Annotated in this window: 19 protein-coding genes; 13 read left to right on the plus strand and 6 right to left on the minus strand. The window is 71.8% G+C overall.

From position 1 onward, the window contains the following. Positions 1 to 19 precede the first annotated feature (19 nt). Together ACQ393_RS12585 and ACQ393_RS12590 are read right to left on the minus strand one after the other, a co-directional pair. The gene (locus tag ACQ393_RS12585; RefSeq protein ID WP_430647186.1) at positions 20 to 598 is read right to left on the minus strand and encodes a dihydrofolate reductase family protein; all 579 of its coding nucleotides are present in this window, start codon (positions 596 to 598) and stop codon (positions 20 to 22) included. 103 nt (positions 599 to 701) lie between these two features. Continuing rightward, positions 702 to 2,093 carry a DUF222 domain-containing protein gene (locus ACQ393_RS12590; protein WP_430647187.1) on the minus strand — a complete coding sequence of 464 codons (1,392 nt, stop codon included), beginning with the start codon at positions 2,091 to 2,093 and terminating at the stop codon, positions 702 to 704. A gap of 226 nt (positions 2,094 to 2,319) precedes the next feature. Between ACQ393_RS12590 and ACQ393_RS12595 the strand changes: the two genes are divergently transcribed. Then, positions 2,320 to 3,006: a hypothetical protein gene (locus ACQ393_RS12595; protein WP_430647188.1), complete on the plus strand. Its 687-nt coding sequence runs from the start codon at positions 2,320 to 2,322 to the stop codon at positions 3,004 to 3,006. A gap of 10 nt (positions 3,007 to 3,016) precedes the next feature. Here the strand turns inward: ACQ393_RS12595 and ACQ393_RS12600 are convergent, their stop codons facing one another. After that, the gene (locus tag ACQ393_RS12600; protein WP_430647189.1) at positions 3,017 to 4,471 is read right to left on the minus strand and encodes a PLP-dependent aminotransferase family protein; all 1,455 of its coding nucleotides are present in this window, start codon (positions 4,469 to 4,471) and stop codon (positions 3,017 to 3,019) included. Positions 4,472 to 4,747: 276 nt separating this feature from the next. Here ACQ393_RS12600 and ACQ393_RS12605 point away from each other — a divergent pair, with 276 nt between their 5' ends. From ACQ393_RS12605 to ACQ393_RS12645, 9 genes are all read left to right on the plus strand, one after another. Continuing rightward, entirely contained in the window at positions 4,748 to 5,596 is an 849-nt protein-coding gene (locus tag ACQ393_RS12605; RefSeq protein WP_430647190.1) for a nitrilase-related carbon-nitrogen hydrolase, read from the plus strand. Between the two features lie 28 nt (positions 5,597 to 5,624). Next, on the plus strand, positions 5,625 to 7,061 hold the full coding sequence (gene hydA / locus ACQ393_RS12610) for a dihydropyrimidinase (protein ID WP_430647191.1): 1,437 nt from the start codon (positions 5,625 to 5,627) through the stop codon (positions 7,059 to 7,061). Between the two features lie 15 nt (positions 7,062 to 7,076). Then, positions 7,077 to 8,093, plus strand: coding sequence for a TIGR03842 family LLM class F420-dependent oxidoreductase (locus ACQ393_RS12615; RefSeq protein WP_430647192.1), 1,017 nt, complete (start codon positions 7,077 to 7,079; stop codon positions 8,091 to 8,093). 188 nt (positions 8,094 to 8,281) lie between these two features. Then, complete coding sequence (locus ACQ393_RS12620) at positions 8,282 to 9,100, plus strand: ABC transporter permease (RefSeq protein ID WP_430647193.1); 819 nt, start codon at positions 8,282 to 8,284, stop codon at positions 9,098 to 9,100. Further along, positions 9,097 to 10,002 (plus strand): ABC transporter ATP-binding protein, encoded by a 906-nt coding sequence (locus tag ACQ393_RS12625; protein ID WP_430647194.1) that lies wholly within the window; start codon positions 9,097 to 9,099, stop codon positions 10,000 to 10,002. Before ACQ393_RS12620 ends, ACQ393_RS12625 begins: the two co-directional genes overlap by 4 nt. Then, a complete protein-coding gene (locus tag ACQ393_RS12630; RefSeq protein WP_430647195.1) occupies positions 10,002 to 10,814 on the plus strand; it encodes an ABC transporter permease in 813 nt (270 codons plus the stop codon). The genes ACQ393_RS12625 and ACQ393_RS12630 overlap by 1 nt, the downstream gene beginning before the upstream one ends. 185 nt (positions 10,815 to 10,999) lie before the next feature. Then, complete coding sequence (locus tag ACQ393_RS12635; RefSeq protein WP_430647196.1) at positions 11,000 to 12,148, plus strand: ABC transporter substrate-binding protein; 1,149 nt, start codon at positions 11,000 to 11,002, stop codon at positions 12,146 to 12,148. Between the two features lie 71 nt (positions 12,149 to 12,219). Beyond that, positions 12,220 to 13,539, plus strand: coding sequence for an aspartate aminotransferase family protein (locus ACQ393_RS12640; RefSeq protein WP_430647197.1), 1,320 nt, complete (start codon positions 12,220 to 12,222; stop codon positions 13,537 to 13,539). Between the two features lie 89 nt (positions 13,540 to 13,628). Next, complete coding sequence (locus ACQ393_RS12645; protein WP_430647198.1) at positions 13,629 to 15,164, plus strand: CoA-acylating methylmalonate-semialdehyde dehydrogenase; 1,536 nt, start codon at positions 13,629 to 13,631, stop codon at positions 15,162 to 15,164. Positions 15,165 to 15,179: 15 nt separating this feature from the next. On the opposite strand, the gene ACQ393_RS12650 is transcribed toward ACQ393_RS12645, so the two are convergent. From ACQ393_RS12650 to ACQ393_RS12660, 3 genes are all read right to left on the minus strand, one after another. Beyond that, the gene (locus ACQ393_RS12650; RefSeq protein WP_430647200.1) at positions 15,180 to 15,644 is read right to left on the minus strand and encodes a CinA family protein; all 465 of its coding nucleotides are present in this window, start codon (positions 15,642 to 15,644) and stop codon (positions 15,180 to 15,182) included. A 78-nt stretch (positions 15,645 to 15,722) separates the two neighbouring features. Continuing rightward, on the minus strand, positions 15,723 to 16,544 hold the full coding sequence (locus ACQ393_RS12655; protein WP_430647201.1) for an enoyl-CoA hydratase/isomerase family protein: 822 nt from the start codon (positions 16,542 to 16,544) through the stop codon (positions 15,723 to 15,725). A 77-nt stretch (positions 16,545 to 16,621) separates the two neighbouring features. Further along, positions 16,622 to 17,593, minus strand: a complete 972-nt coding sequence (locus tag ACQ393_RS12660; protein WP_430647202.1) for a LysR family transcriptional regulator — start codon at positions 17,591 to 17,593, stop codon at positions 16,622 to 16,624. Between the two features lie 138 nt (positions 17,594 to 17,731). Here ACQ393_RS12660 and ACQ393_RS12665 point away from each other — a divergent pair, with 138 nt between their 5' ends. The 3 genes from ACQ393_RS12665 to ACQ393_RS12675 all read left to right on the plus strand — a co-directional run bounded on the left by ACQ393_RS12665 (position 17,732) and on the right by ACQ393_RS12675 (position 21,009). Beyond that, on the plus strand, positions 17,732 to 17,854 hold the full coding sequence (locus ACQ393_RS12665) for a hypothetical protein (protein ID WP_430647203.1): 123 nt from the start codon (positions 17,732 to 17,734) through the stop codon (positions 17,852 to 17,854). Positions 17,855 to 18,059: 205 nt separating this feature from the next. After that, positions 18,060 to 19,463 (plus strand): threonine/serine ThrE exporter family protein, encoded by a 1,404-nt coding sequence (locus tag ACQ393_RS12670; protein WP_430647204.1) that lies wholly within the window; start codon positions 18,060 to 18,062, stop codon positions 19,461 to 19,463. 139 nt (positions 19,464 to 19,602) lie between these two features. Next, positions 19,603 to 21,009, plus strand: a complete 1,407-nt coding sequence (locus ACQ393_RS12675; protein ID WP_430647205.1) for a threonine/serine ThrE exporter family protein — start codon at positions 19,603 to 19,605, stop codon at positions 21,007 to 21,009. Positions 21,010 to 21,015 lie beyond the last annotated feature (6 nt).

A 21,015-nucleotide genomic window follows, 5' to 3' on the forward strand; every position in this document is an offset into this window, starting at 1 on the left:
GTGCGGGGTTGTCGGCCGCTCAACCCGCCGGGGCGGTGCCGGGCGGCCCGTCGAGCACGGTGGGGACGTACTCGAGCAGCTGGAGCCCGCCCTCGAACGTGCGACTCTGCACGAGCTCGAGGCGCACGTCGGGGTAGTCGTCGAAGATGCGGTCGGTGCCGGTGGCCCCGGTGATCACCGGGAAGACGACGAGTCGATACCGGTCGACGAGCCCCGCCTTCAGCAGCGAACGGCACAGCGAGACGCTGCCGAGGGTGCGCAGCGGGAGATCGGACCGCTCCTTCAGCTCGCGGACGGCGGCCACGGCGTCGGTCGTGACCAGGCTGGAATTCGACCACGAGAGCGGCCCCGCGAGGCTCGATGAGAACACCACCTTGGGCACGGCGTCGAGCAGGCCCGTGCCCGGTTCCCCCGACGCCGCGAGCGACGACATGAGCCGGTAGGTCGTGGAGCCCATCAGGATCGGATGATCCTGCTCGGGCGACTCCTCGAGCCACTGGAGGTATTCGGGGCTCTCCATGCCCCACCAGCCCGGCCATCCGTCGGCTGCGCCGTAGCCGTCCAGCGAGACGATGAAGTCGACCGTCAGTCGTTGCATGGTTCTCTCCTTCGCGCCCGGTCGCCCCGAGGGTAGACCGAGGCGGATGCGGCGGCCAGCCCCTTCGGGCGCCGGATCGGACCGCCCGGGCGACCGCGCACCATCACGCTGCGGCATCCGTCATCTGCAGCTCGAATCGCGCGCGCCCGCCGAGTCGCGGCACGCGATCGGGATCGACGTGCGGTGGAGGGATGAACCAGATCGCGCCGGCTTCCGCCCGGATCTCCCACCCCTCGCGGTGGATCAGGCGATGGCAGAAGCTGCAGAGGAGCACTCCGTTCGCGAGGTCGGTCGGGCCGGCATCTCGCTCCCACCAGCGGATGTGATGCGCCTCGACGTAGCCGATGTTCTGCCCGCAGCACGCGCAACCGCCGTCGCGCTCGCCGAGGGCGAGGCGCTGGGCTCGGGTGAAGAGGCGGGCGGTGCGGCCGAGGTCGAGGGGGAGGCTCGGTCCGCCGAGCACCGCGGGGATGAGCTCGGCGTCGGCGGCGAGCCGCCGGGCGGTGGCTGCGGAGATCGGCTGGTCGAGCCCGTCGATGCGGGCATCGCCGAGGCCCTCGACGAGCGTGGCGAGGTCGACCCGCACGACGACGGTGGTCTTCGACAGCGGCGTCAGCGTCGCGTCGCAGCCCAGCGCGTGTCGTGCGATCGCCGCGAGCGCGTCGGCCTGCAGCTGCGGAATCGAGCGGCGATCGTCGACGATCGGGCGCGGCTCGCCGGGGCGCGGGTCGCGACGCCGGAGGGCGTCGCCGACGAGTGCCTCGACGGCGGCCTTCACGGGAGCCGCCGTCTCGGGATCGAGCCTGGCGTGCAGGTGGACGACCCCGTGGCGGTCTTCGCGCATCGTGAGCGAGCGCTCGTCGCGCAGCTGTGCTTCGCGCGGTTCGACCCCGTCGGCGTCGAGTCGCGCCTCGGCCTCGCGGATGCCGCGGACGAGCAGCTCTAGCGGAGCGCGCTCGGCGAGCTCGGTGAGAGCTGCTTCCGCCACGTCCACCATTCCGGAATCGGCGCGCAGCGCCACGCGGTCGAGCATCGTCGCGATCGCGGACGCGGCCTCGAGACTGATCGCCGACCGGGCGAGCGCGCTCGCGACGTGCGGCCGCCGCGGCGGCATCCGTTCGCCGATGAAGGACGCACGGGTGGCGGTCGCCGAGCCGACGGCGATGAGCCGCGCGGCATCGCTGCGAGAGGCGCCGGTCGACGCAGCGACGAGTCGACCCGCATTGTGGAACCCCTGGCCCTTCGACAGCCCGAGCTCGCCGAACTCGGGCCCGGATCGCCGGGCGACCTCTGCGGCGGCGCGGGCGAGCAGCGCATCGACTCCGCGACGCAGCGAGGCGAGCGCGTCGGTCACGTGAACGACACCGCGGTCGCTCATCTGCTCGAGCTCGACCTGCGCCTCACCCGGGATCGAGCCGAACGCCGGCATCGCCTCACCCCACGCATCGCGCAGCGCGCCGAGCTCTCGCTCGAGCGTCGCCAGGGGTTCGTCCATGCTTCGATCCTGCACCCGACCACCGACATTCGAGGCGGCATGAATATCGCCCACGACCAGCAATTTCCCTGTGGAAAAGCAGGGCCAGCAGTGAGCTGTGGAGGACGAGTCCCGCCCGCATGGGCGGCTGACATCCTCTGCGCGATGATGACCGTCCGGACCTGGACCGTCGTCGCCGCCTGCGACATCATGAACCCACCGCGATCCGCGAGCGAACGGGAGTCCGATGCGATCCTCAGTCCCGATCCCGGGGAACCCCTGGCCGCATGAGATGGTGCTCAAGGTCGACGACAGCCCGCACCAGCTCGTCGAACTGCTCTGGATCCGTGAGGCGTGGGAGCTCGACGTCATCGCGATCGACGCCCCGCCGCCCCTCGAAGACCGGCCGACCCCGCCGACGCCGGTGCAGCGCTCGGCGGTGGATGCCGACGGCACGCGCGCCGAGTGGTCTCGGGTGTGGCCCTCGATCTGGTCCAGGGCGATCGACCATGCCGGAGGCATCAACGACGCGCGCGAATTCGCGCTCCTGCAGCAGACCGGCGACGGCTCGCTCGAGCGTGCGGCGATGCTCCGCCGACTGATCGGACCGACCTGGCGAGACGAGTTCGGCGACGCGGCACTCGACGAACGCATCCATGCGTGGAACGAGCGAGCGTTCGCCGAGCGCACGGCATCGCGTCCGAGAAGTCTCGAGGAGCAGCCCGAGCAGAGGAATCTCGACCAGCTCATCCCGGCATGGCGCGCAGGGCTCGAGAAGATCGTCACCATCCCATGCGTCGGCGAGCACACCCGGCAGATCGGCGAGCACGTGCTCCTGGTGACCGAGGCCACTCGCGACGACCCCGAACGCTACGCCCATGCGCTGCGCGAATTCGCCGCGGGCACGGCCATCCCGAACCGCGGTCCGCGGTGAGGGCGAGTCGCTAGTACCCGCCCGCCGCGAGGTGCTGCGCCGCCACCGCGAGCGCATCCGCCACGGACGACGCGTCCTCGCGCACCGCCCCGACGGTGACCCGGACGAACTCCGAACCCCGGGCCGACTCCGAACTCCGCACGCCCCCCGAAGCCCCGCGCCCGCCCCCGGCCCTCGCAACCGACGTCGCCCCCGCCACCGCCGACCCGTTCGCCGCCGCCAGGAACGGCGTTCCGCCCGCGACCCGGATCCCCGCCGCCGCGAGCTGCACGAGCGTCGACCGCTCGGACACGACCGGCATCCAGAGGTTGATCCCGTCGGCGTGCATCACCGGCACGCCCCGCTCGCGCAGGGCGTCTCCGAGCGCGCGCTGCCGGGTGTAGTATGCGCGACGCGCCTCGGCGACGGCGTCGATGGCCGCGCCATCCGTCAGCAGGTCGAGCAGGATCGACTGGAGCATCCGCGACGTCCACCCCGGCCCGAGCATGCGCCGGGACATGATCCGGCCGACGAGGTCGCGTGGTCCGCCGACCGCGGCGATGCGCAGGTCCGGGCCGTGCGACTTCGAGAAGCTGCGCACGTGCACGACGCGGTCGGGCAGGTGCGTGCCGAGTGTCACGTCGCCCTCGGTCGAGATGAGGCCCGAGTGGTCGTCCTCGACGACGACGAGGTCGAGCCCGTGTTCGTCGACGGCCGAGCGGATGGCGCCCGCCAGCGCCGCGGCACGCGACGGCGTCATCGACGCCCCCGTCGGGTTCTGGGCTCGCGGCTGGAGCAGGATGGCGCTCGGCCGCCGCCGGAGCGCGGAGGCGAGGCCGTCGGGCGACATGCCGTGCTCGTCGATCGCCACGGGCACCGCCTCCGCGCCGAGCAGGTCGAGGAGGTCGAGGAACGGCGGGAAGCCGGGGTGCTCGACGACGACGCGATCGCCGAACCTGACCACCTGCTCGAGCGTGCGCGAGATCGCATCGAGTGCGCCGTCGACGACGACGATCGACGCGGCCTCGCTCGGCCACGATTCGCGCAGCACGGCGGCGAGCGCGGGCAGCACGGGCTCGGCCTGGTAGCTGCCGACGTCGGCGCGCGCGGACACGCGCGACAACGCCGGCCCGAGGGGCGGCAGCAGCAGGGGGTCGGGCGTCCCGCGCGACAGGTCGAGCCGGACCGGGTCGTCGGGGGCCGCCATCCCGCGCATGCGCACGGCGGGGCCGGCGGTCGCCCCGCGTCGCACGAAGCTGCCGGCGCGACCGCGCGACTCGATGAGGCCGGCGCGCGCGAGCGCCTGCCATGCCTGGCTGATGGTGGCCGGGCTGACCCCGAGCGACGCGGCGAGTTCGCGCACGGTCGGCAGGCGCACCCCCGCCTCGAGTTCCCCGCTGTTCACGAGCCGTGCGAGGTCCGCGGCGATGCCGCGCGGAGTCGTGTCGGCGAAGGCCGCGAGCGACGTCAGCTCGGAGACATCCATGCGAAGAGCAGATCGCACCATTGCCTCCTCACGAAGCAAGGGACAGGATGTTTAACCACCACGTCACAGAGCGAAACAAAAGGGAAATGTTCAAGCCGAAGAATAACAGAACGGGTCGCAAGCCCGATCTGGCAAGCCCCGCCGGTCCCCAGCCGGCGTCGATTCTCGGCACCACTGCTCGGCGTCCCCGCGCGCACGGCAGGCACTAGCGCAGCAGTACCGCGCATCGCGCCTGTCCTGTCGCCGGCAACGACGCCGACCGACACAGGAGGCACCATGACGATCGTTCGAGCGGCCATCACCCAGACGAAGTGGACGGGTGACAAGGAGTCGATGCTCGACAAGCACGAGCAGTTCGCGCGCGACGCCAAGGAGCAGGGCGCCCAGGTGATCTGCTTCCAGGAGCTGTTCTACGGCCCGTACTTCGGCATCACCGAGGACGTGAAGTACTACGACTTCGCCGAGCCGGCCGACGGCCCGATCGTGCAGCGCTTCGCCGCCCTGGCGAAGGAGCTCGGCATGGTCATGGTGCTGCCGATCTACGAGGAGGAGCAGCCCGGCGTGTACTACAACACGGCGGTGGTCGTCGACGCCGACGGCACGATCCTCGGCTCCTACCGCAAGCACCACATCCCGAACCTCGACAAGTTCTGGGAGAAGTTCTACTTCCGCCCCGGCAACCTCGGCTACCCCGTCTTCCAGACCGCGGTCGGACCGATCGGCGTCTACATCTGCTACGACCGCCACTTCCCCGAGGGATGGCGCGAGCTCGGCCTCAACGGCGCGCAGATCGTCTTCAACCCGAACGCGACCAAGCCCGGCCTCTCCAACCGCCTCTGGGAGATCGAGCAGCCCGCCGCGGCCGCCGCGAACGGCTACTTCATCGGTGCCGCGAACCGCGTCGGCCTCGAGGACAACGAGTACGGCGACCTCGCCGTGGACTTCTACGGCAAGAGCCAGTTCGTCGACCCGCAGGGCAACATCGTGGGCGAGTACGGCTCGGAAACGGACGAGGAGGTCGTCGTCCGCGACCTCGACATGGACATGATCCGCAACGTGCGCAATGCGTGGCAGTTCTACCGCGATCGCCGGCCCGACTCCTACACGTCCATCCCGAAGCCGTAACCCGTCGAGACGAGAAGGAGCGAAGCGCATGGCCACCACCCTCATCTCCGGCGGCACCGTCGTCAGCGCCACCGGCCGCGCCGCGGCCGACGTGCTCGTCGACGGCGAGAGGATCGTCGCCGTCCTGCAGCCCGGCAGCGAACTGCTCGGCACGGATGTCGCGGCATCCGTCGACCGCGTCGTCGACGCCACCGGCAAGTACGTGATCCCCGGCGGCATCGACGCCCACACCCACATGCAGCTGCCGTTCGGCGGCACCGAGGCGTCCGACACGTTCGAGTCGGGCACCATCGCCGCCGCGCACGGCGGCACGACCTCGATCATCGACTTCGCCGTGCAGACCTACGGGCAGCGCATCGAGGACGGCCTCGCCGCCTGGCACGAGAAGGCCGGGGGCAACTGCGCGATCGACTACGGCTTCCACCAGATCGTCGGCGACGTCAACGAGGCATCGCTCGAGGCCATGCGGAAGCTGCCCGACGAGGGCATCACGAGCTTCAAGATGTTCATGGCCTACCCGGGCGTCTTCTACTCCGACGACGCGCAGATCCTGAAGGCCATGCAGGTCTCGCGCGACACCGGCATGCTCACGATGATGCACGCCGAGAACGGGCCCGCGATCGACGTGCTCGCGCAGCAGCTCGTCGACCAGGGCAAGACCGACCCGTACTACCACGGCATCGCCCGCGCCTGGGAGATGGAGGAGGAGGCGACGCACCGCGCGATCATGCTCGCGAAGCTCACGGGCGCGCCCCTCTACGTGGTCCACGTGTCGGCCAAGCAGGCCGTCGAGCAGCTCGCGTGGGCGCGCGACAAGGGCCAGAACGTCTACGGCGAGACCTGCCCTCAGTACCTCTACCTGTCGCTGGAGGACCAGCTCGGTGCGCGCAGCGACGAGTGGGGCGCGTTCGAGGGCGCGAAGTGGGTCTGCTCCACGCCGCTCCGCAGCCGGGCCGAGGGTCACCAGGACTCGATGTGGCAGGCGCTCCGCACGAACGACCTGCAGATGGTCTCCACCGACCACTGCCCGTTCTGCATGAAGGACCAGAAGGAGCTCGGCCTCGGCGACTTCCGCAAGATCCCGAACGGCATCGGCTCGATCGAGCACCGCATGGACCTCATGTACCAGGGCGTCGTGACCGGCGAGATCACGCTCGAGCGTTGGGTCGAGCTCACCTCGACGACCCCCGCGCGCATGTTCGGCCTCTACGGCACCAAGGGCGTGATCCAGCCCGGCGCCGACGCCGACATCGTCGTCTACGACCCGAACGGGCACACCTCGATCGGCTTGGACAAGACGCACCACATGAACATGGACTACTCCGCGTGGGAGGGCTACGAGATCGACGGCAAGGTCGACACGGTCATGAGCCGCGGCAAGGTCGTCGTCGAAGGCGACGCCTACGTCGGCGCCAAGGGCGACGGGCGCTACCTCAAGCGCGGTCTCAGCCAGTACCTGATCTGAGCGACGGGAGCAGTCATGGAATTCGGAGCGGTCCTCCAGACCAACCCCCCGGCATCGCGGACCATCCAGCTCGCGAAGCTCGCCGAGGTGCACGGCTTCAGCCACGTATGGACGTTCGACTCGCACATCCTGTGGCAGGAGCCCTACGTCATCTACAGCCAGATCCTCGCAGAGACGCAGCGCATCAAGGTCGGCCCGTTCGTGACGAACCCGGCCACGCGCGACTGGACCGTCACGGCCTCCGTCTTCGCGACGCTCAACGAGATGTTCGGCAACCGCACGGTGTGCGGCATCGGCCGCGGCGACTCGGCGGTGCGCGTCACCAACGGCAAGCCGACCACGATGACCGAGCTGCGCGAGTCGATCCACGTGATCCGCGAGCTCGGCAACTCGCGCTCGGTCGAGTACCACGGCTCCACGATCCAGTTCCCGTGGAGCAAGGGGTCCGAGCTCGAGGTGTGGGTCGCGGCGTACGGGCCCATGGCGCTGCGCGTCGCGGGCGAGGTGGGCGACGGGTTCATCCTGCAGCTCGCCGACCTCGACATCGCCGAGTGGATGATCACGACCGTGCGGAACGCCGCCGAGAAGGTCGGGCGCGACCCGGCATCCGTGAAGTTCTGCGTCGCCGCGCCCATGTACATCGGCGACGACTGGGCGCACATGCGCGACCAGTGCCGCTGGTTCGGCGGGATGGTCGGCAACCACGTCGCCGACATCGTCGCGAAGTACGGCGCGCACGGCACGGTGCCGGATGCGCTGACGGACTACATCCGCGGACGCCAGGACTACGACTACAACGAGCACGGACGCGCGGGGAACACCCACACCGAGTTCGTGCCCGACGAGATCGTCGAGCGGTTCTGCGTGCTCGGCTCGGCCGACCAGCACATCCAGAAGCTGAAGGCGCTCGCCGAACTCGGCGTCGACCAGTTCGCCGGCTACCTCCAGCACGACAACAAGGAGGAGACGCTCCGGGTCTACGGCGAGACCGTGATCCCGGCGCTCTCCGAGCACCTCACGGCGAAGCGATGACCGACACCGGTGGCCGAGTGGCGAGCCGCGAAGCGCCTCGCGTATCGAGACCTGACGAGACGGAGACCGGGCACGAGGTCCCCGCACGCACGTCTGCGCCCGCTGCTCGACCACCGGGGAACCGCTCGCGCCGCGCCGGCCGGACCGCCGCCGCGTGGGCGTGGGGCCTCGCCGGCATCGTCGTCATCGTGCTGATCTGGGAGGGCTACAAGGCGCTCGCCCCCGACGACGGCGTGGTGATCGGCGACACGCGGATCCTGCCGCGCAGCACCGACCTCGCGATGCCGCACGTCTGGGACATGTTCGCGCGACTCGGCGAGCCGGTCACGAGCGCGCCGACGGCGCAACCGCTGTGGCTGGTCGTGCTGCTCGCGGCGCTCACCACGCTCGGCATCGCCGCGGCCGGATGGCTCGTGGGCGTCGTCGTCGGCATCGGCCTCGCGCTTGTCATGCAGCGGTGGCGGATCGCCGAGTGGGGCCTCCTGCCGTGGATCGTGCTCAGCCAGACGGTGCCGCTCATCGCCTTCGCGCCGGTCGTGAAGAGCTGGGGCTCCCGCGTCGAGATCGGCTCGTTCGAGTGGCAGGACTGGATGTCGGTCGCCCTCATCGCGAGCTACCTCGCGTTCTTCCCGATCGCGGTCGGCGCGCTCAGGGGACTGCAGTCTCCCGACCGCATCCACACCGAGCTCATGCAGACCTACGCCGCCGGCTACTGGCAGACCCTCGCCAAGCTGCGCTTCCCGGCCGCGGTGCCGTACCTGCTTCCGGCGCTGCGCCTGGGCGCCGCGAACGCCGTCATCGGCGCCGTCGTCGCCGAGGTGTCGACGGGCCTGCAGGGCGGCATCGGCCGCATCCTCATCCAGTTCGCCGGGCAGGCGTCGGGCGATCCCGCCAAGGCGTGGGGCCCGATCTTCGGCGCGATCGTGCTCGGCCTCGTCGCGGCCGGCTCGGTGGCGCTGCTCGGCGTGATCCTCAAGAACTACCGACGAACGGAGGAGTCCGCATGACGGATGCCACCCCCGCCAGCCTGTCGTCCGGCGCAGCGGCCGCCGCGGCCCAGGCCCCGACCGCCGAGGCGTCGTCGGCGACTGCACCGGCCGCCGTCGAGGTGCGCGGCGTCGACAAGGTGTTCGACACCCGCACCGGCCAGGTGCAGGCGCTGCAGGGCATCGACCTCGCGATCGCCCCGGGCGAGTTCGTCTCGCTCATCGGGCCGAGCGGATGCGGCAAGTCCACCCTGATGCGCCTCATCGCCGACCTCGACGATCCGACCGGCGGCACGCTCTCCGTCTTCGGCAAGTCCGCCCGCCAGGCCCGGCTCGACCAGGACTACGGCATCGCCTTCCAGCAGGCCGGCCTCCTGCCGTGGCGGACCGTGGCCGCGAACGTCGCCCTCCCGCTCGAACTGCACGGCGCGGCATCCGCCGACCGCCGCGATCGCGTCGCCCGCCTGCTCGACATGGTCGGCCTCTCGGACTTCGCCGACCGCTACCCCGACCAGCTCTCCGGCGGCATGCAGCAGCGCGTCGCGATCGCCCGCGCACTCGCCGAGCAGCCGCGCCTGCTGCTCATGGACGAGCCGTTCGGCGCGCTCGACGAGATGACGCGCGAGAAGATGCAGACCGAGCTCGTGCGCATCTCGGCCGAGACCGGCGCCGCCGTCGTCTTCGTCACCCACTCGATCCCCGAGGCCGTGTTCCTCTCCGACCGGGTGGTCGTCATGTCGCCGAGGCCCGGGCGGATCCAGGAGATCGTGCCCATGCGGCTCGGTGCGGACGCCGCGCGCGCGGCGCGCACCGAGGAGCTCCGCGAGGAGCGCTCGTTCTTCGACATGGTCACCGCGGTCCGCGAAGCGCTGCACGGCGGCTCGCCCGTGGCATCCGGCCCTCGCGGAGTGGAGAACCGCTGATGAGCGCCACGACCGCCGGACGCGCGAGCCGGATGAGCCCGCGCACCGAGGCGACGCTGCGCGTCGTCGCGCCCATCGCGGTCGGGCTCATCGTGCTCGGCGTCTGGCAGTTCCTCGTCACCGTCGTCGGCGTCTCCGACTACCTGCTGCCGAGCCCCGCGTCGATCATCGAGGAATTCGTCGCGTTCTTGCCGTCGATCGTGTCGGCGACGCTCATCACCGGGACCAACGCGCTCATCGGCCTCGTCGTCGGCACGCTGCTCGGCATCGCGCTCGCCGCGGTCGCCGCGCGGTGGAAGGTCGCCGACCGCATGAGCGCACCGATCGTCGCGGCGCTCGCCGTCGTGCCGATCGTCGCCCTGGCCCCCGTGCTCAACTCCATGTTCGGCGCCGACAGCCAGTTCGGCCGCCAGGCGATCGCGGCGCTGGCGTCGTTCGTCCCCGTGTTCGTCAACACGCTCCGCGGCTTCCGGCAGACCACGCCCGTGCATCGCGACCTCATGAAGGCGTACGCGGCGAGCCCGCAGCAGGTGCTGCGCACCCTCACCCTCCCGACCGCGGTGCCGTTCGTGCTCACCGGCATCCGCATCGCGTCGTCGCTCGCGGTGATCTCGGCGCTCGTCGCCGAGTACTTCGGCGGTCCGCGCGGCGGGCTCGGCTCGCTCATCTCGACGTCGGCGGCCTCGAGCGCCTACGCGCGGGCGTGGGCGTACGTGCTGGCGTCGATCGTGCTCGGCCTCGTCTTCTACCTCGTCACCCTCGGACTCGAACGGCTCGTGCTGCGCCGCGGGCCCGGCGGAGATGCGCGATGACGCGCGCCCGGCCGGCCACGCGGCATCCGCTCGCCCGAACCGCGCACGGCGCGGCCGGGCCCCGACGTCCCCGCACGGCAGGGGACGGCGCCGACGCAGCATCCGGCGCCACCGCACCACCGCACCACCGCACCACCCGGCACCACCAGCACCATCGCACGCACCGAGAACACGGAAGGACTGACATGAAGCACAGCACACGCCGCGGATTCGCGGCCGGAGCTCTCGCCGTCTCGGCGGCACTGCTCCTCGCGGCCTGCTCGGCGGGCGGCGACTCCGGCGACGGCGACGCGGGCGCCGACGGCGACCTCACGCCGGTCAAGCTCCAGCTCCAGTGGCTCCCGCAGGGCCAGTTCGCCGGCTACTTCGCGGCCGTCGAGAACGGCTACTTCGAGGAGGAGGGCCTGGAGGTCGAGATCATCCCGTCCGGCGGCGACATCGTGCCGCAGGACGCGCTCGCCAACGGCGACGTCGACTACGCGATCGCGTGGGTGCCCAAGGTGCTCGGCTCGATCGAGCAGGGCGCGAACCTCACGAACATCGCGCAGATCTTCCAGCGTTCGGGCACCCTGCAGGTGTCGTGGGCCGACTCCGACATCTCGTCGGTGGCCGACTTCGAGGGCAAGAAGATCGGCTCGTGGGGCTTCGGCAACGAGTGGGAGATCTTCGCGGCGATGGCCGCCGAGGGCCTCGACTCGTCGACGGTCGAGATCATCACGCAGGACTTCAACATGAACGCCTTCCTGCAGGGTGACATCGACGCGGCCCAGGCGATGACCTACAACGAGTACGCGCAGCTGCTCGAGACGGTCGACCCCGACACGGGCGAGCTCTACACCGAGGACGACTTCAACGTCATCAGCTACCAGGACACCGTCGGCGCCATGCTGCAGGACGCGATCTGGGCCGACACGGAGCGCCTCGAGAGCGACGAGGAGTACCAGGAGACGACGGTCGCGTTCCTCAAGGCCGTCATCAAGGGGTGGGCGTTCGTGCGCGACAACCCCGAGGAGGCGTCCGAGATCACGATCGCGGCCGGCTCCGGCTGGGGCCCGAGCCACGAGCTGTGGATGGTCAACGAGACCAACAAGCTCATCTGGCCGGCCGAGAACGGCATCGGCGTGATCGACGAGGCGGCCTGGGACCAGACCGTCGAGGGCGCGCTGTCGGCCGTGAACGAGTCGGGAGCGAGCCCGATCACCGAGGAGCCGCCGGCCTCCGCGTGGACCAACGAGTACATCGAGCAGGCCATCGAGGAGCTCGGCGACGAGGTCGACACGACCGGCGAGTCCTTCGAGCCCATCGAGGTCACCCTCACCGAGGGCGGCAACTAGCAGACGGATGCCGCGGGGCCGGCCCGCACGGCCCGCCCCGCGGCATCCACCCGAGAAAGGCGACGACGCTGATGACCGAGAACCTGACCGCCGACCTCGACGCGCTCGCGCGCGAGCTCGACGCCGCCCACGTCTTCCACTCCTGGTCGGCGCAGGGGAGTCCGCCGCAGCTCGTCGTCGCGAGCGGGCGCGGCACCCGCGTCTGGGACCACGCCGGCCGCGAGTACCTCGACTTCTCGAGCCAGCTCGTGAACGTCAACATCGGCCACCAGCACCCGGCCGTCGTCTCCGCGATCCGCGAGCAGGCGCAGCTGCTGGCCACGATCGGACCCGCAACCGTGAACCTCGCGCGCGGCGAGGCCGCGAAGCGCATCGTCGCCCGTGCGCCCGAGGGCATGTCGAAGGTGTTCTTCACCAACGGCGGCGCCGACGCCAACGAGAACGCGATCCGGATGGCGCGGCTCCACACCGGCCGCGACAAGGTCCTCTCGACCTACCGCTCTTACCACGGCAACACGGGCGCCGCGATCGTGTCGACGGGCGACTGGCGCCGCATCCCGAACGAGTTCGCGCGCGGGCACGTGCACTTCTTCGGGCCGTACCTGTACCGCTCCGAGTTCTGGGCGACGACGCCCGAGGAGGAGTCGGAGCGCGCGCTCACCCACCTCCGTCGCGTCATCGAGTCGGAGGGGCCGTCGAGCATCGCCGCCGTGCTGCTCGAGACGGTGCCCGGCACGGCCGGCGTGATCGTGCCGCCGCCCGGCTACCTCGCCGGAGTCCGCGAACTGTGCGACCGCCACGGCATCCTGCTGATCCTCGACGAGGTCATGGCGGGCTTCGGCCGCACCGGTCGCTGGTTCGCCTTCGACGGCTACGACGTGCGCCCCGACCTCATCACGTTCGCGAAGGGCGTGAACTCGGGCTACGTCCCGGCCGGCGGGGTCGTGATCGACGACGAGATCGGCGCCGACTGGGACGACCGCGTCTTCCCCGGCGGGCTCACCTACTCGGGGCACCCGCTCGCGATGGCGGCGATCGTCGCGGCCCTCGACGCCATGGAGTCCGAGGGCATCGTCGACCACGCGCGCCGCGTCGGCGCCGAGGCCATCGCGCCCGCGCTCACCGAGCTCGCCGAGAAGCACGCCGTGATCGGCGAGGTGCGCGGCGAGGGCGTCTTCTGGGCGCTCGAACTCGTCGCCGACCCCGAGACGCGCGAGCCGCTGCCCGCCGCCGAGGTCGGACGCATCAAGGGCGCGCTCATCGAGCGCGGCCTGCTGCCCTTCGTCGCGGACAACCGCATCCACGTGGTGCCGCCGTGCGTCGTCACGGCCGAGGAGGTCGAGCAGGCCATCGCGATCTACGACGAGGTGCTCGGCACCGTCGCCGTGTGAGACGGATGCCGCGGCATCCGTCCGGGGCGCCGCGGCAGCCACCACCCTACGAAACCACCCGGACACCTCGATTCGGAAGGAACGAGACCATGACCGACACCAGGACCGCCCCCAGCGCCGAGGGCACCGCGACCGCCGAGACGGTGGAGCACTGGATCGACGGCGCGCCCGCGTCTGGCGCATCCGAGCGCACCGGCCCCGTCTACAACCCGGCGCACGGCGTCGAGCAGCGGCGCGTGCGCTTCGCTACCGCCGAGGACGTGGATGCCGCGGTCGAGGCCGCCGCCCGTGCGTTCCCCGCGTGGCGCGACGCCTCGATCGCGAAGCGGCAGCAGATCATGTTCCGCTTCCGCGAGCTGCTCGCGTCGCGGACCGACGAGCTCGCCGCCATCCTCACGAGCGAGCACGGCAAGGTCACCGCCGACGCGCTCGGCGAGATCGCCCGCGGCCTCGAGGTCGTCGAGCTCGCGTGCGCGATGCCCGCCTACACGAAGGGCGAGTACTCCGAGAACGTCTCGACCGGCATCGACGTCTACTCGCTGCGCCAGCCGCTCGGCGTCGTGGGCATCATCAGCCCGTTCAACTTCCCCGCGATGGTGCCGCTGTGGTTCTTCCCGCTCGCGATCGCGACCGGCAACACGGTCGTGCTGAAGCCGTCGGAGAAGGACCCCTCGGCCTCGGTCTGGCTCGCCCGCCTCTTCCAGGAGGCGGGCCTGCCGGACGGCGTCTTCAACGTCGTGCACGGCGACAAGGTCGCGGTCGACGCGCTGCTCGAGCACCCGACCGTGCGCTCGATCTCGTTCGTCGGCTCGACGCCGATCGCGCAGTACATCTACGCGACGGCGACCGCGAACGGCAAGCGCGTGCAGGCGCTCGGCGGTGCGAAGAACCACATGCTCGTGCTGCCCGACGCCGACCTCGACCTGGCGGCCGACGCCGCCGTCAACGCGGGCTTCGGCTCGGCGGGCGAACGCTGCATGGCGATCTCCGCCGTCGTCGCGGTCGACTCGATCGCCGACGAGCTGGTCTCGAAGATCAGCGAGCGGATGTCGCGGCTCGTCACCGGCGACGGCACCCGTGGGTGCGACATGGGCCCGCTCATCACGCGCGAGCACCGCGACAAGGTGGCCGGGTACCTCGACGTGGCCGGCGCGGACGGGGCATCCGTCGTCGTGGACGGCCGCGACCCCGACGTGGACGGCGAACCCGATGGCTTCTGGATGGGGCCGACGCTCATCGACCACGTGCCGACCTCGTCGGCCGTCTACCGCGACGAGATCTTCGGCCCGGTGCTCTCGGTCGTGCGCGTCGACGGCTACGAGGACGGCGTCGGCCTCATCAACTCGTCGCGGTACGGCAACGGCACGGCGATCTTCACCAACGACGGCGGCGCCGCGCGGCGCTTCCAGCGCGAGGTGACGGTCGGCATGATCGGCATCAACGTGCCGATCCCCGTGCCCGTGGCGTACCACTCGTTCGGCGGGTGGAAGGACTCGCTCTTCGGCGACGCCAAGGCCTACGGCCCGCGCGGCTTCGACTTCTTCACGCAGGAGAAGGCGATCACCTCGCGCTGGCTCGACCCGAGCCACGGCGGGCTGAACCTGGGCTTCCCGCAGCACGACTGAGCGCGCGCACCTGCCTCAGGCGATCGTGCTCCGCACGAGCTCGAGGGCCGCACGCACGGTCTGCTCGACGACGGCGGACGGGTCGCCGTCGAACCGCCACACGGCCTCGGTCACGTCGTCGCCCGCGCTGACGGCGGCGTAGACGGTGCCGGGCGGCAGTCCCTCCTCGGGGTCGGGACCGCCGACCCCGGTCACCGCGACGGCGACGTCCGCGCCGAGCAACCGAGCCGCGCCCGTCGCGAGTTCGCGCGCGCACTGGGCGGTGAGCACCGAGGCCGCGGTCACCCCGAGCACGTCGCGCTTGACGCGCTCGGCGTAGGCGACCACGCCGCCGGCGAACCACTCGGACGCCTGCTCGCCGCGCCCGAACGCGCTCGAGATCGCGCCCGACGTGAGCGACTCGGCGGCGGCGATGACGGTGCCGCGCTCGCGGGCGAGCTCGGCGATCTCCGTGGTGAGCTGATCGAGGTCCTCGGACATGCCTCCATCATGCAGACCGGAGCCGACGAGGTCATCGGGGTTGACGTCAGTTCGTCGCCCGCGCGGCAGGCACCCGGGTCAGCGGCGGGTCGACCCGGCGGCGAAGCGCGAGATGCCGGCCTGCGCGTCCGGCGTGACGAAGGCGGCCGCGATGGTCGCCGCCTCGTCGTCGAGCGAGTCCTGGAACGCGCGGCCCCGGCCGGCGTGGACGAGGCGCTTCGCCTGGCCGAACGCGTGCGTCGCGCCGGCGAGCCACCCCTCGGCGATCGCGCGCGCCCGGGCTTCGAGGGCCCCGGGCGCGACGACCTCGGCGACGAGGCCCCAGTCGAGGGCCTCGGCGGCGGAGAGCGTGCGCGAGGTCAGCGTGAGCTCGAGCGCTCGCCGCACCCCGACGGCTTCGGGCAGGAGCGTCGACACCCCGCAGTCCGGGGTGAGGCCGACGTCGCTGTAGCGGCTCGCGAAGGTCGCCCGCTCCGACGCGACGATGACGTCGGCGACGAGCAGGAAGCCGAGGCCGCCGCCCGCGACCGGGCCCTGCACGGCGGCCACGATCGGCTTGGTGCTCTCGCGCAGGACGCGATGGCCCTCGTGGATGCGATCGGCGAGCTCCCGGATGACGCGGGCCGCGCCATCCGCGGCCCCGTCGCCGCGGCCGCCGGGCTCGCCATCGGCTGCGGCCGCGAGCTCCGACATGGCGACCACGTCGCCGCCTGCGCAGAACGCCCGGCCCGCCGCGTCGAACAGCACCGCCCCGATGTCGTCGCGTCCGGCGATCTCGTGCGCCAGCTCCCGCCAGCGGTCGATGGCCGCCGGGTCGACCGCGTTGAGCCGCTCGGGACGGTTGAGCGTGAGGTGCGCGAGGCCGTCGCGCACGTCGAACAGGATCACGTCGTCGGGCATCCTCGGATGCTACCCCGGGCGGCGTGCCGCGTCCGGCCCGGTCGTCGCGAGCGCGGCCGTCGTCGTCGCGGCCGCCGTCAGCCGGTCGCCGGTCCGGATGCCTCCGCGGCCGGCGCCGCGGCCGTGCCGCGCGACGGGTGATCGTACGACCGCTCGAGTCGCGCGGCGCGGTCGACGAGCACCTCGAGCACGGTCCGGACGGCGAGCCGCTCCGAGACATCCGGTCGTACCAGCGCGAAGATCTGCCGCACCGACGCCACGCCGCGCAGGGGCTTCAGCACGATCCCCTCGGGGACCGCGCCCGAGGTGTACCGCGGCACGAACGCGATGCCGAGCCCGGCCGCGATGAACGCCTCGACGATGCGCATGTCGCTGAACCGCTGGCTCACCTCGACGCGTCGGCCGCCCGCCTGCTCGATCGCGTGCAGGATGCGCTCGAACGGGAACCCGGGCGGGACGCCGAGCCATGTCTCCTCCACGAGGTCGGCGGGCGTGACGTGGGATCGCCCGGCGAGGCGGTGGTCGGCCGGCAGGCCGATGTCGAGCGGCTCGGTCAGGAGCGGCAGGGCCCGCAGGCCGCGGCCGCCCCACGGCAGTTCGCCGGGCATGGTGTGCGCGAGCACGATGTCGTACTCGTTGGTGAGGTCGGGGAACTCGGCGAGCTCGGGGTCGAGATCGGTCGCGCGGACCACGAGGCCGGCCACCGAGCGCAGGTCGGCGAGGACCTGGGGGAGCAGGGTCGCGCCGACCGTGGGGAAGGTGAGCAGCGTGACCTCGCCGCTCGGGTGGTTGCGGAACTCGTCCCACAGGGCGGACGCGCGTTCGAGCGCCACGGCGACCTCGGTCGCACTGCGCGCGAGCGCGTGGCCGGCGCTCGTCAGCACGACACCGCGCCCGCTGCGCTCGGTCAGCGGCATGCCCGCCTCGCGCTCGAGCACCTTCAGCTGCTGCGACACCGCGGACGGGGTGCGACCGGTCGCCTCGGCGACGGCCGTGACGCTGCCGCGTTCGGCGAGTTCCCTGAGCAGGTCGAGACGACGCACATCCATGAAGGCAATCTACATGGTTCGTGTAGTTCTGTGAGATTGTGCTGAACGTTTCGACACGGCACAATAGACCATGTCGGACACGTGCAAGGGCGCACTCGGACGCCCGACATCCCAACGAACTCCTCGAAAGGAACCGCCGTGTTCACCGTCTTCGCCATGCTCGCCGCCGCCTCGGTCGCCGGAATCGTCGGCTCTGTCGTCGTGACCGCTCGCGATGGATACCGTCGCCAGCCGCGCGAGACCTTCGCGCGCACCGTCTGAGTCGCGCGCGTCGCGGAGCCCGCGGGCTCCGAGCAGGGCCGCCGTGCGGGGGAGGGACACCCCGCAGGGCGGCCCTTCGCACGTCCGATGGCCGGCATGTCGACCCCTCGACACCGGCTCGCCGCCGGCGATACGGTGACGACACCGCCGGGGCCCGGGCGCCCGCCCGCACGACGGCCCCGCCGTCGAACCGAGGAGCGCGCGGATGCCCATCACCCCGACCCCGCCGCCTGCGCCCGAACGCGAGCGCTCACCGGAGGACCCGGCCATGCTGCGGGCGTTCCTGCTCGGCATCGCCGAGGGCCTGACGGCGTCCGATGAGACCACCGACCGGATCCAGGCCGAGGTCGTCGCCGTCGCCGACGCCTACGGACTCGACGACGTCGAGGTGGTCGTGCTGCCCACCATCGCGATCGTCCAGACCGGCCGCGCCGAGGCCGCGAAGGTGTCGCTCAGGTCGGTCCGTGCGTCGTTCCGCTTCGACCAGATCGCCGCGATGGCGAAGCTCGTCCGGTCGGCGAAGGCGGCCGAGATCGGGCCGGAGGACGGCATCCGACGCCTGAACGAGATCGGCGCGATGCCCCCGTCGCGGCACTGGTTCATGCGCACGCTGGGTCACGCGCTCCTCGTCTCGGGCCTCGGACTGCTGCTGGCCCCGAGCTGGCAGGGCGTGCTGGTCGGGTTCGGGCTCGGCGCCGTCGTCGGCGTCGCCAAGCTGACCCGGTCCCAGACGCTGTCGCTCATCCTCCCGGTCGCCGCCGCCTTCGTGTGCGCGCTCATCGTCTTCCTCCTCGCCCCGATCGTGGCGATCGGCGACCCGCTGCGGCTGCTCATCGCGCCGCTCGCGACCTTCCTGCCCGGCGCCATGCTCACGACAGGCGTCCGCGAGCTCGCGGCCGGCCAGATGGTCGCGGGATCGTCGCGGCTCGGCGCGGGCGTGGTCCAGCTCGCGCTCCTCGCCTTCGGGATCCTCGCCGCCGGCACCGTGGTCGGCATCGGACAGGACGAGTACGTGCCGCGCGAGGTGCAGGAGACCCTGCCGTGGTGGATCGCCGGGATCGGGCTGGTCGTCTACGGCTTCGGCGTCTACCTCCACTACGCCTCGCCGGGCCGGTCGTACGGATGGGTGCTGCTCGCCCTCGTCGTCGCGTACGCCGCGCAGCAGCTGGGGACCCTCCTGCTCGGCGCGCCGGTGAGCGGCTTCGTCGGGGCGCTCGCGGCCACCCCGCTCGTGCTCTGGATCGAGGACCTGCGCCGCGGGGCGGTGCCGTCGCAGCTCACCTTCACGCCCGCGTTCTGGATCCTCGTGCCCGGCGCGGCGAGCCTCATCGGCGTCACCGAGGGCGCGGTCGAGGAGTCGGCGGGCATCGACGACCTCTCGACCGCGTTCGTCGCGGTCATGTCGATCGCGCTCGGCGTGTTCATCGGTTCGGCGCTCTACCGCTTCCTGCGCCGCAGTGCGGCGGGCATCGCCGACTTCCACGTCGACCTGCCCCGCGTGCTCGGCGCCGCAGAGGGGTCGGTGCTCTCCCGCATCGCCGACGCGACGCCCGCGGTGACCCACCCGCACGATCCCGAGCCGGACCGGCGGCGCGACCCCGAGGAGTGAGCGCGGGCGGCGTCCGCCCGCGCACCTGCGTCCGCCATCCGCCCGCCGCACTGCGGGCGGGGCCGCGCGTCGTGCCGCGGCCGCCGTCGCGATCGTCGTACGGTGTGCCCAGGGCCAGCGACGCGAGCGAGGGGGTCGGATGTCGGACGTCGACGAGCGCGCCGTCCTCCGGCGCTTCCTGCTGGGCCTCGCCGAGGGCATGAACGCCGCGGGCGAGGCGGTCGACCGGGTCGCCGACACCATGGACGCCGTCGCCCGGGCCTACGGCCGCCACGACACCGACTTCATCGTGCTGCCGACCGCCATCATCGTGCAGGTCGGCGGTGCCGAGGAGGGTCGCGTGGCCTTCCGCTCGGTCCGCGCGAACTTCCGGTTCGACCAGATCGCGGCGCTGTACCGCCTCGTCGAGGACGCCCGTCGCGCCGCCGTCGCGCCGGCCGACGGCATCCGCCGGCTCAACGAGATCGGCGCGATGCTCCCACGGCACGGATGGTTCGTGCGCACGTTCGGCCACGCCGTCCTCACGACGGGGCTCGCCCTCCTCCTCGCGCCGACGTGGCAGGGCGCGATCGTCGCGTTCGCGCTCGGCGCGCTCGTGGGCCTCGCGAAGCTCGTTCGCTCCCCCACGCTCCAACTCGTCTTCCCGGTGTTCGCGGCCTTCGTGTGCGCGCTCTGCGTCTTCCTCCTCGCGCCGTACGTCGAGGTCGGCGATCCGATCCGGCTGCTCATCGCGCCGCTCGCGACCTTCCTGCCCGGCGGAGTGCTGACGACCGCGACCATGGAACTCGCGGCGGGCCAGATGATCGCGGGCGCCGCACGGCTCGTGTTCGGCATGGTCCAGCTCGCCCTGCTCTCCTTCGGCATCATCGCGGCCGGCACCGTGGTCGGCGTCTCGAGCTCGGCGTACTCCCCGCTCGAGCCCGCCGCCGGCCTGCCGTGGTGGGTCGCGCCCGCCGGGGTGATCCTCTTCGTGATCGGCAACCACCTGCACTTCTCCGCGCCGCCGTCGACGTTCGGCTGGGTGCTCCTGGCGGTCGCGGTCGCCTATACGGGACAGGTGCTCGGCACGGCGTTCGTCGGAGCCACGGTGAGCGGCTTCATCGGCGCGGTCGCGATGACGCCGGTCGTGCTGTGGATCGCGAGCCTGCGTCGCGGCGCCCCGTCGCAGCTGACCTTCCTCCCGGCGTTCTGGATCCTCGTCCCGGGTGCCGCGGGACTCGCCGGCCTCACCGAGGCGGTGGGCACGGCGGCCGGGCTCGAGGACTTCGCGACCGCGCTCACCGCGGTCATGTCGATCGCGCTCGGCGTGCTCATCGGCACGGCGCTGTACCGGGTCGTGCACCACGGCGCCGAGGAGATCGCGCAGTTCCACGTCGAGATGCCCGCGGCGCTCCAGGTCGACGATCCGCCGCTCTGGGCGCGGTTCGTCCCCGGCACGCCGCGTTCGTTCTGGGGCGGCCGGCGCCGCCGTGCGACGCGCGTGCCCGAGCCCGCCGCGGTCGGCCCCGCGACATCCGGACCTTCCTCTCAGGCGGTGGAGACTTAGAGTATT

Origin of the sequence: Agromyces sp. GXS1127 (genome assembly GCF_050565425.1) — a bacterium.
Taxonomy (GTDB): domain Bacteria; phylum Actinomycetota; class Actinomycetes; order Actinomycetales; family Microbacteriaceae; genus Agromyces.

What these genes read in the sequence shown, in the direction of transcription:
- ACQ393_RS12585 (WP_430647186.1), bottom strand. Translation starts at nt 598, where the DNA reads ATGCAACGACTGACGGTCGACTTCATCGTCTCGCTGGACGGCTACGGC.
- ACQ393_RS12590 (WP_430647187.1), bottom strand. Translation starts at nt 2,093, where the DNA reads ATGGACGAACCCCTGGCGACGCTCGAGCGAGAGCTCGGCGCGCTGCGC.
- ACQ393_RS12595 (WP_430647188.1), top strand. Translation starts at nt 2,320, where the DNA reads ATGCGATCCTCAGTCCCGATCCCGGGGAACCCCTGGCCGCATGAGATG.
- ACQ393_RS12600 (WP_430647189.1), bottom strand. Translation starts at nt 4,471, where the DNA reads ATGGATGTCTCCGAGCTGACGTCGCTCGCGGCCTTCGCCGACACGACT.
- ACQ393_RS12605 (WP_430647190.1), top strand. Translation starts at nt 4,748, where the DNA reads ATGACGATCGTTCGAGCGGCCATCACCCAGACGAAGTGGACGGGTGAC.
- hydA (WP_430647191.1), top strand. Translation starts at nt 5,625, where the DNA reads ATGGCCACCACCCTCATCTCCGGCGGCACCGTCGTCAGCGCCACCGGC.
- ACQ393_RS12615 (WP_430647192.1), top strand. Translation starts at nt 7,077, where the DNA reads ATGGAATTCGGAGCGGTCCTCCAGACCAACCCCCCGGCATCGCGGACC.
- ACQ393_RS12625 (WP_430647194.1), top strand. Translation starts at nt 9,097, where the DNA reads ATGACGGATGCCACCCCCGCCAGCCTGTCGTCCGGCGCAGCGGCCGCC.
- ACQ393_RS12630 (WP_430647195.1), top strand. Translation starts at nt 10,002, where the DNA reads ATGAGCGCCACGACCGCCGGACGCGCGAGCCGGATGAGCCCGCGCACC.
- ACQ393_RS12635 (WP_430647196.1), top strand. Translation starts at nt 11,000, where the DNA reads ATGAAGCACAGCACACGCCGCGGATTCGCGGCCGGAGCTCTCGCCGTC.
- ACQ393_RS12640 (WP_430647197.1), top strand. Translation starts at nt 12,220, where the DNA reads ATGACCGAGAACCTGACCGCCGACCTCGACGCGCTCGCGCGCGAGCTC.
- ACQ393_RS12645 (WP_430647198.1), top strand. Translation starts at nt 13,629, where the DNA reads ATGACCGACACCAGGACCGCCCCCAGCGCCGAGGGCACCGCGACCGCC.
- ACQ393_RS12650 (WP_430647200.1), bottom strand. Translation starts at nt 15,644, where the DNA reads ATGTCCGAGGACCTCGATCAGCTCACCACGGAGATCGCCGAGCTCGCC.
- ACQ393_RS12655 (WP_430647201.1), bottom strand. Translation starts at nt 16,544, where the DNA reads ATGCCCGACGACGTGATCCTGTTCGACGTGCGCGACGGCCTCGCGCAC.
- ACQ393_RS12660 (WP_430647202.1), bottom strand. Translation starts at nt 17,593, where the DNA reads ATGGATGTGCGTCGTCTCGACCTGCTCAGGGAACTCGCCGAACGCGGC.
- ACQ393_RS12670 (WP_430647204.1), top strand. Translation starts at nt 18,060, where the DNA reads ATGCCCATCACCCCGACCCCGCCGCCTGCGCCCGAACGCGAGCGCTCA.
- ACQ393_RS12675 (WP_430647205.1), top strand. Translation starts at nt 19,603, where the DNA reads ATGTCGGACGTCGACGAGCGCGCCGTCCTCCGGCGCTTCCTGCTGGGC.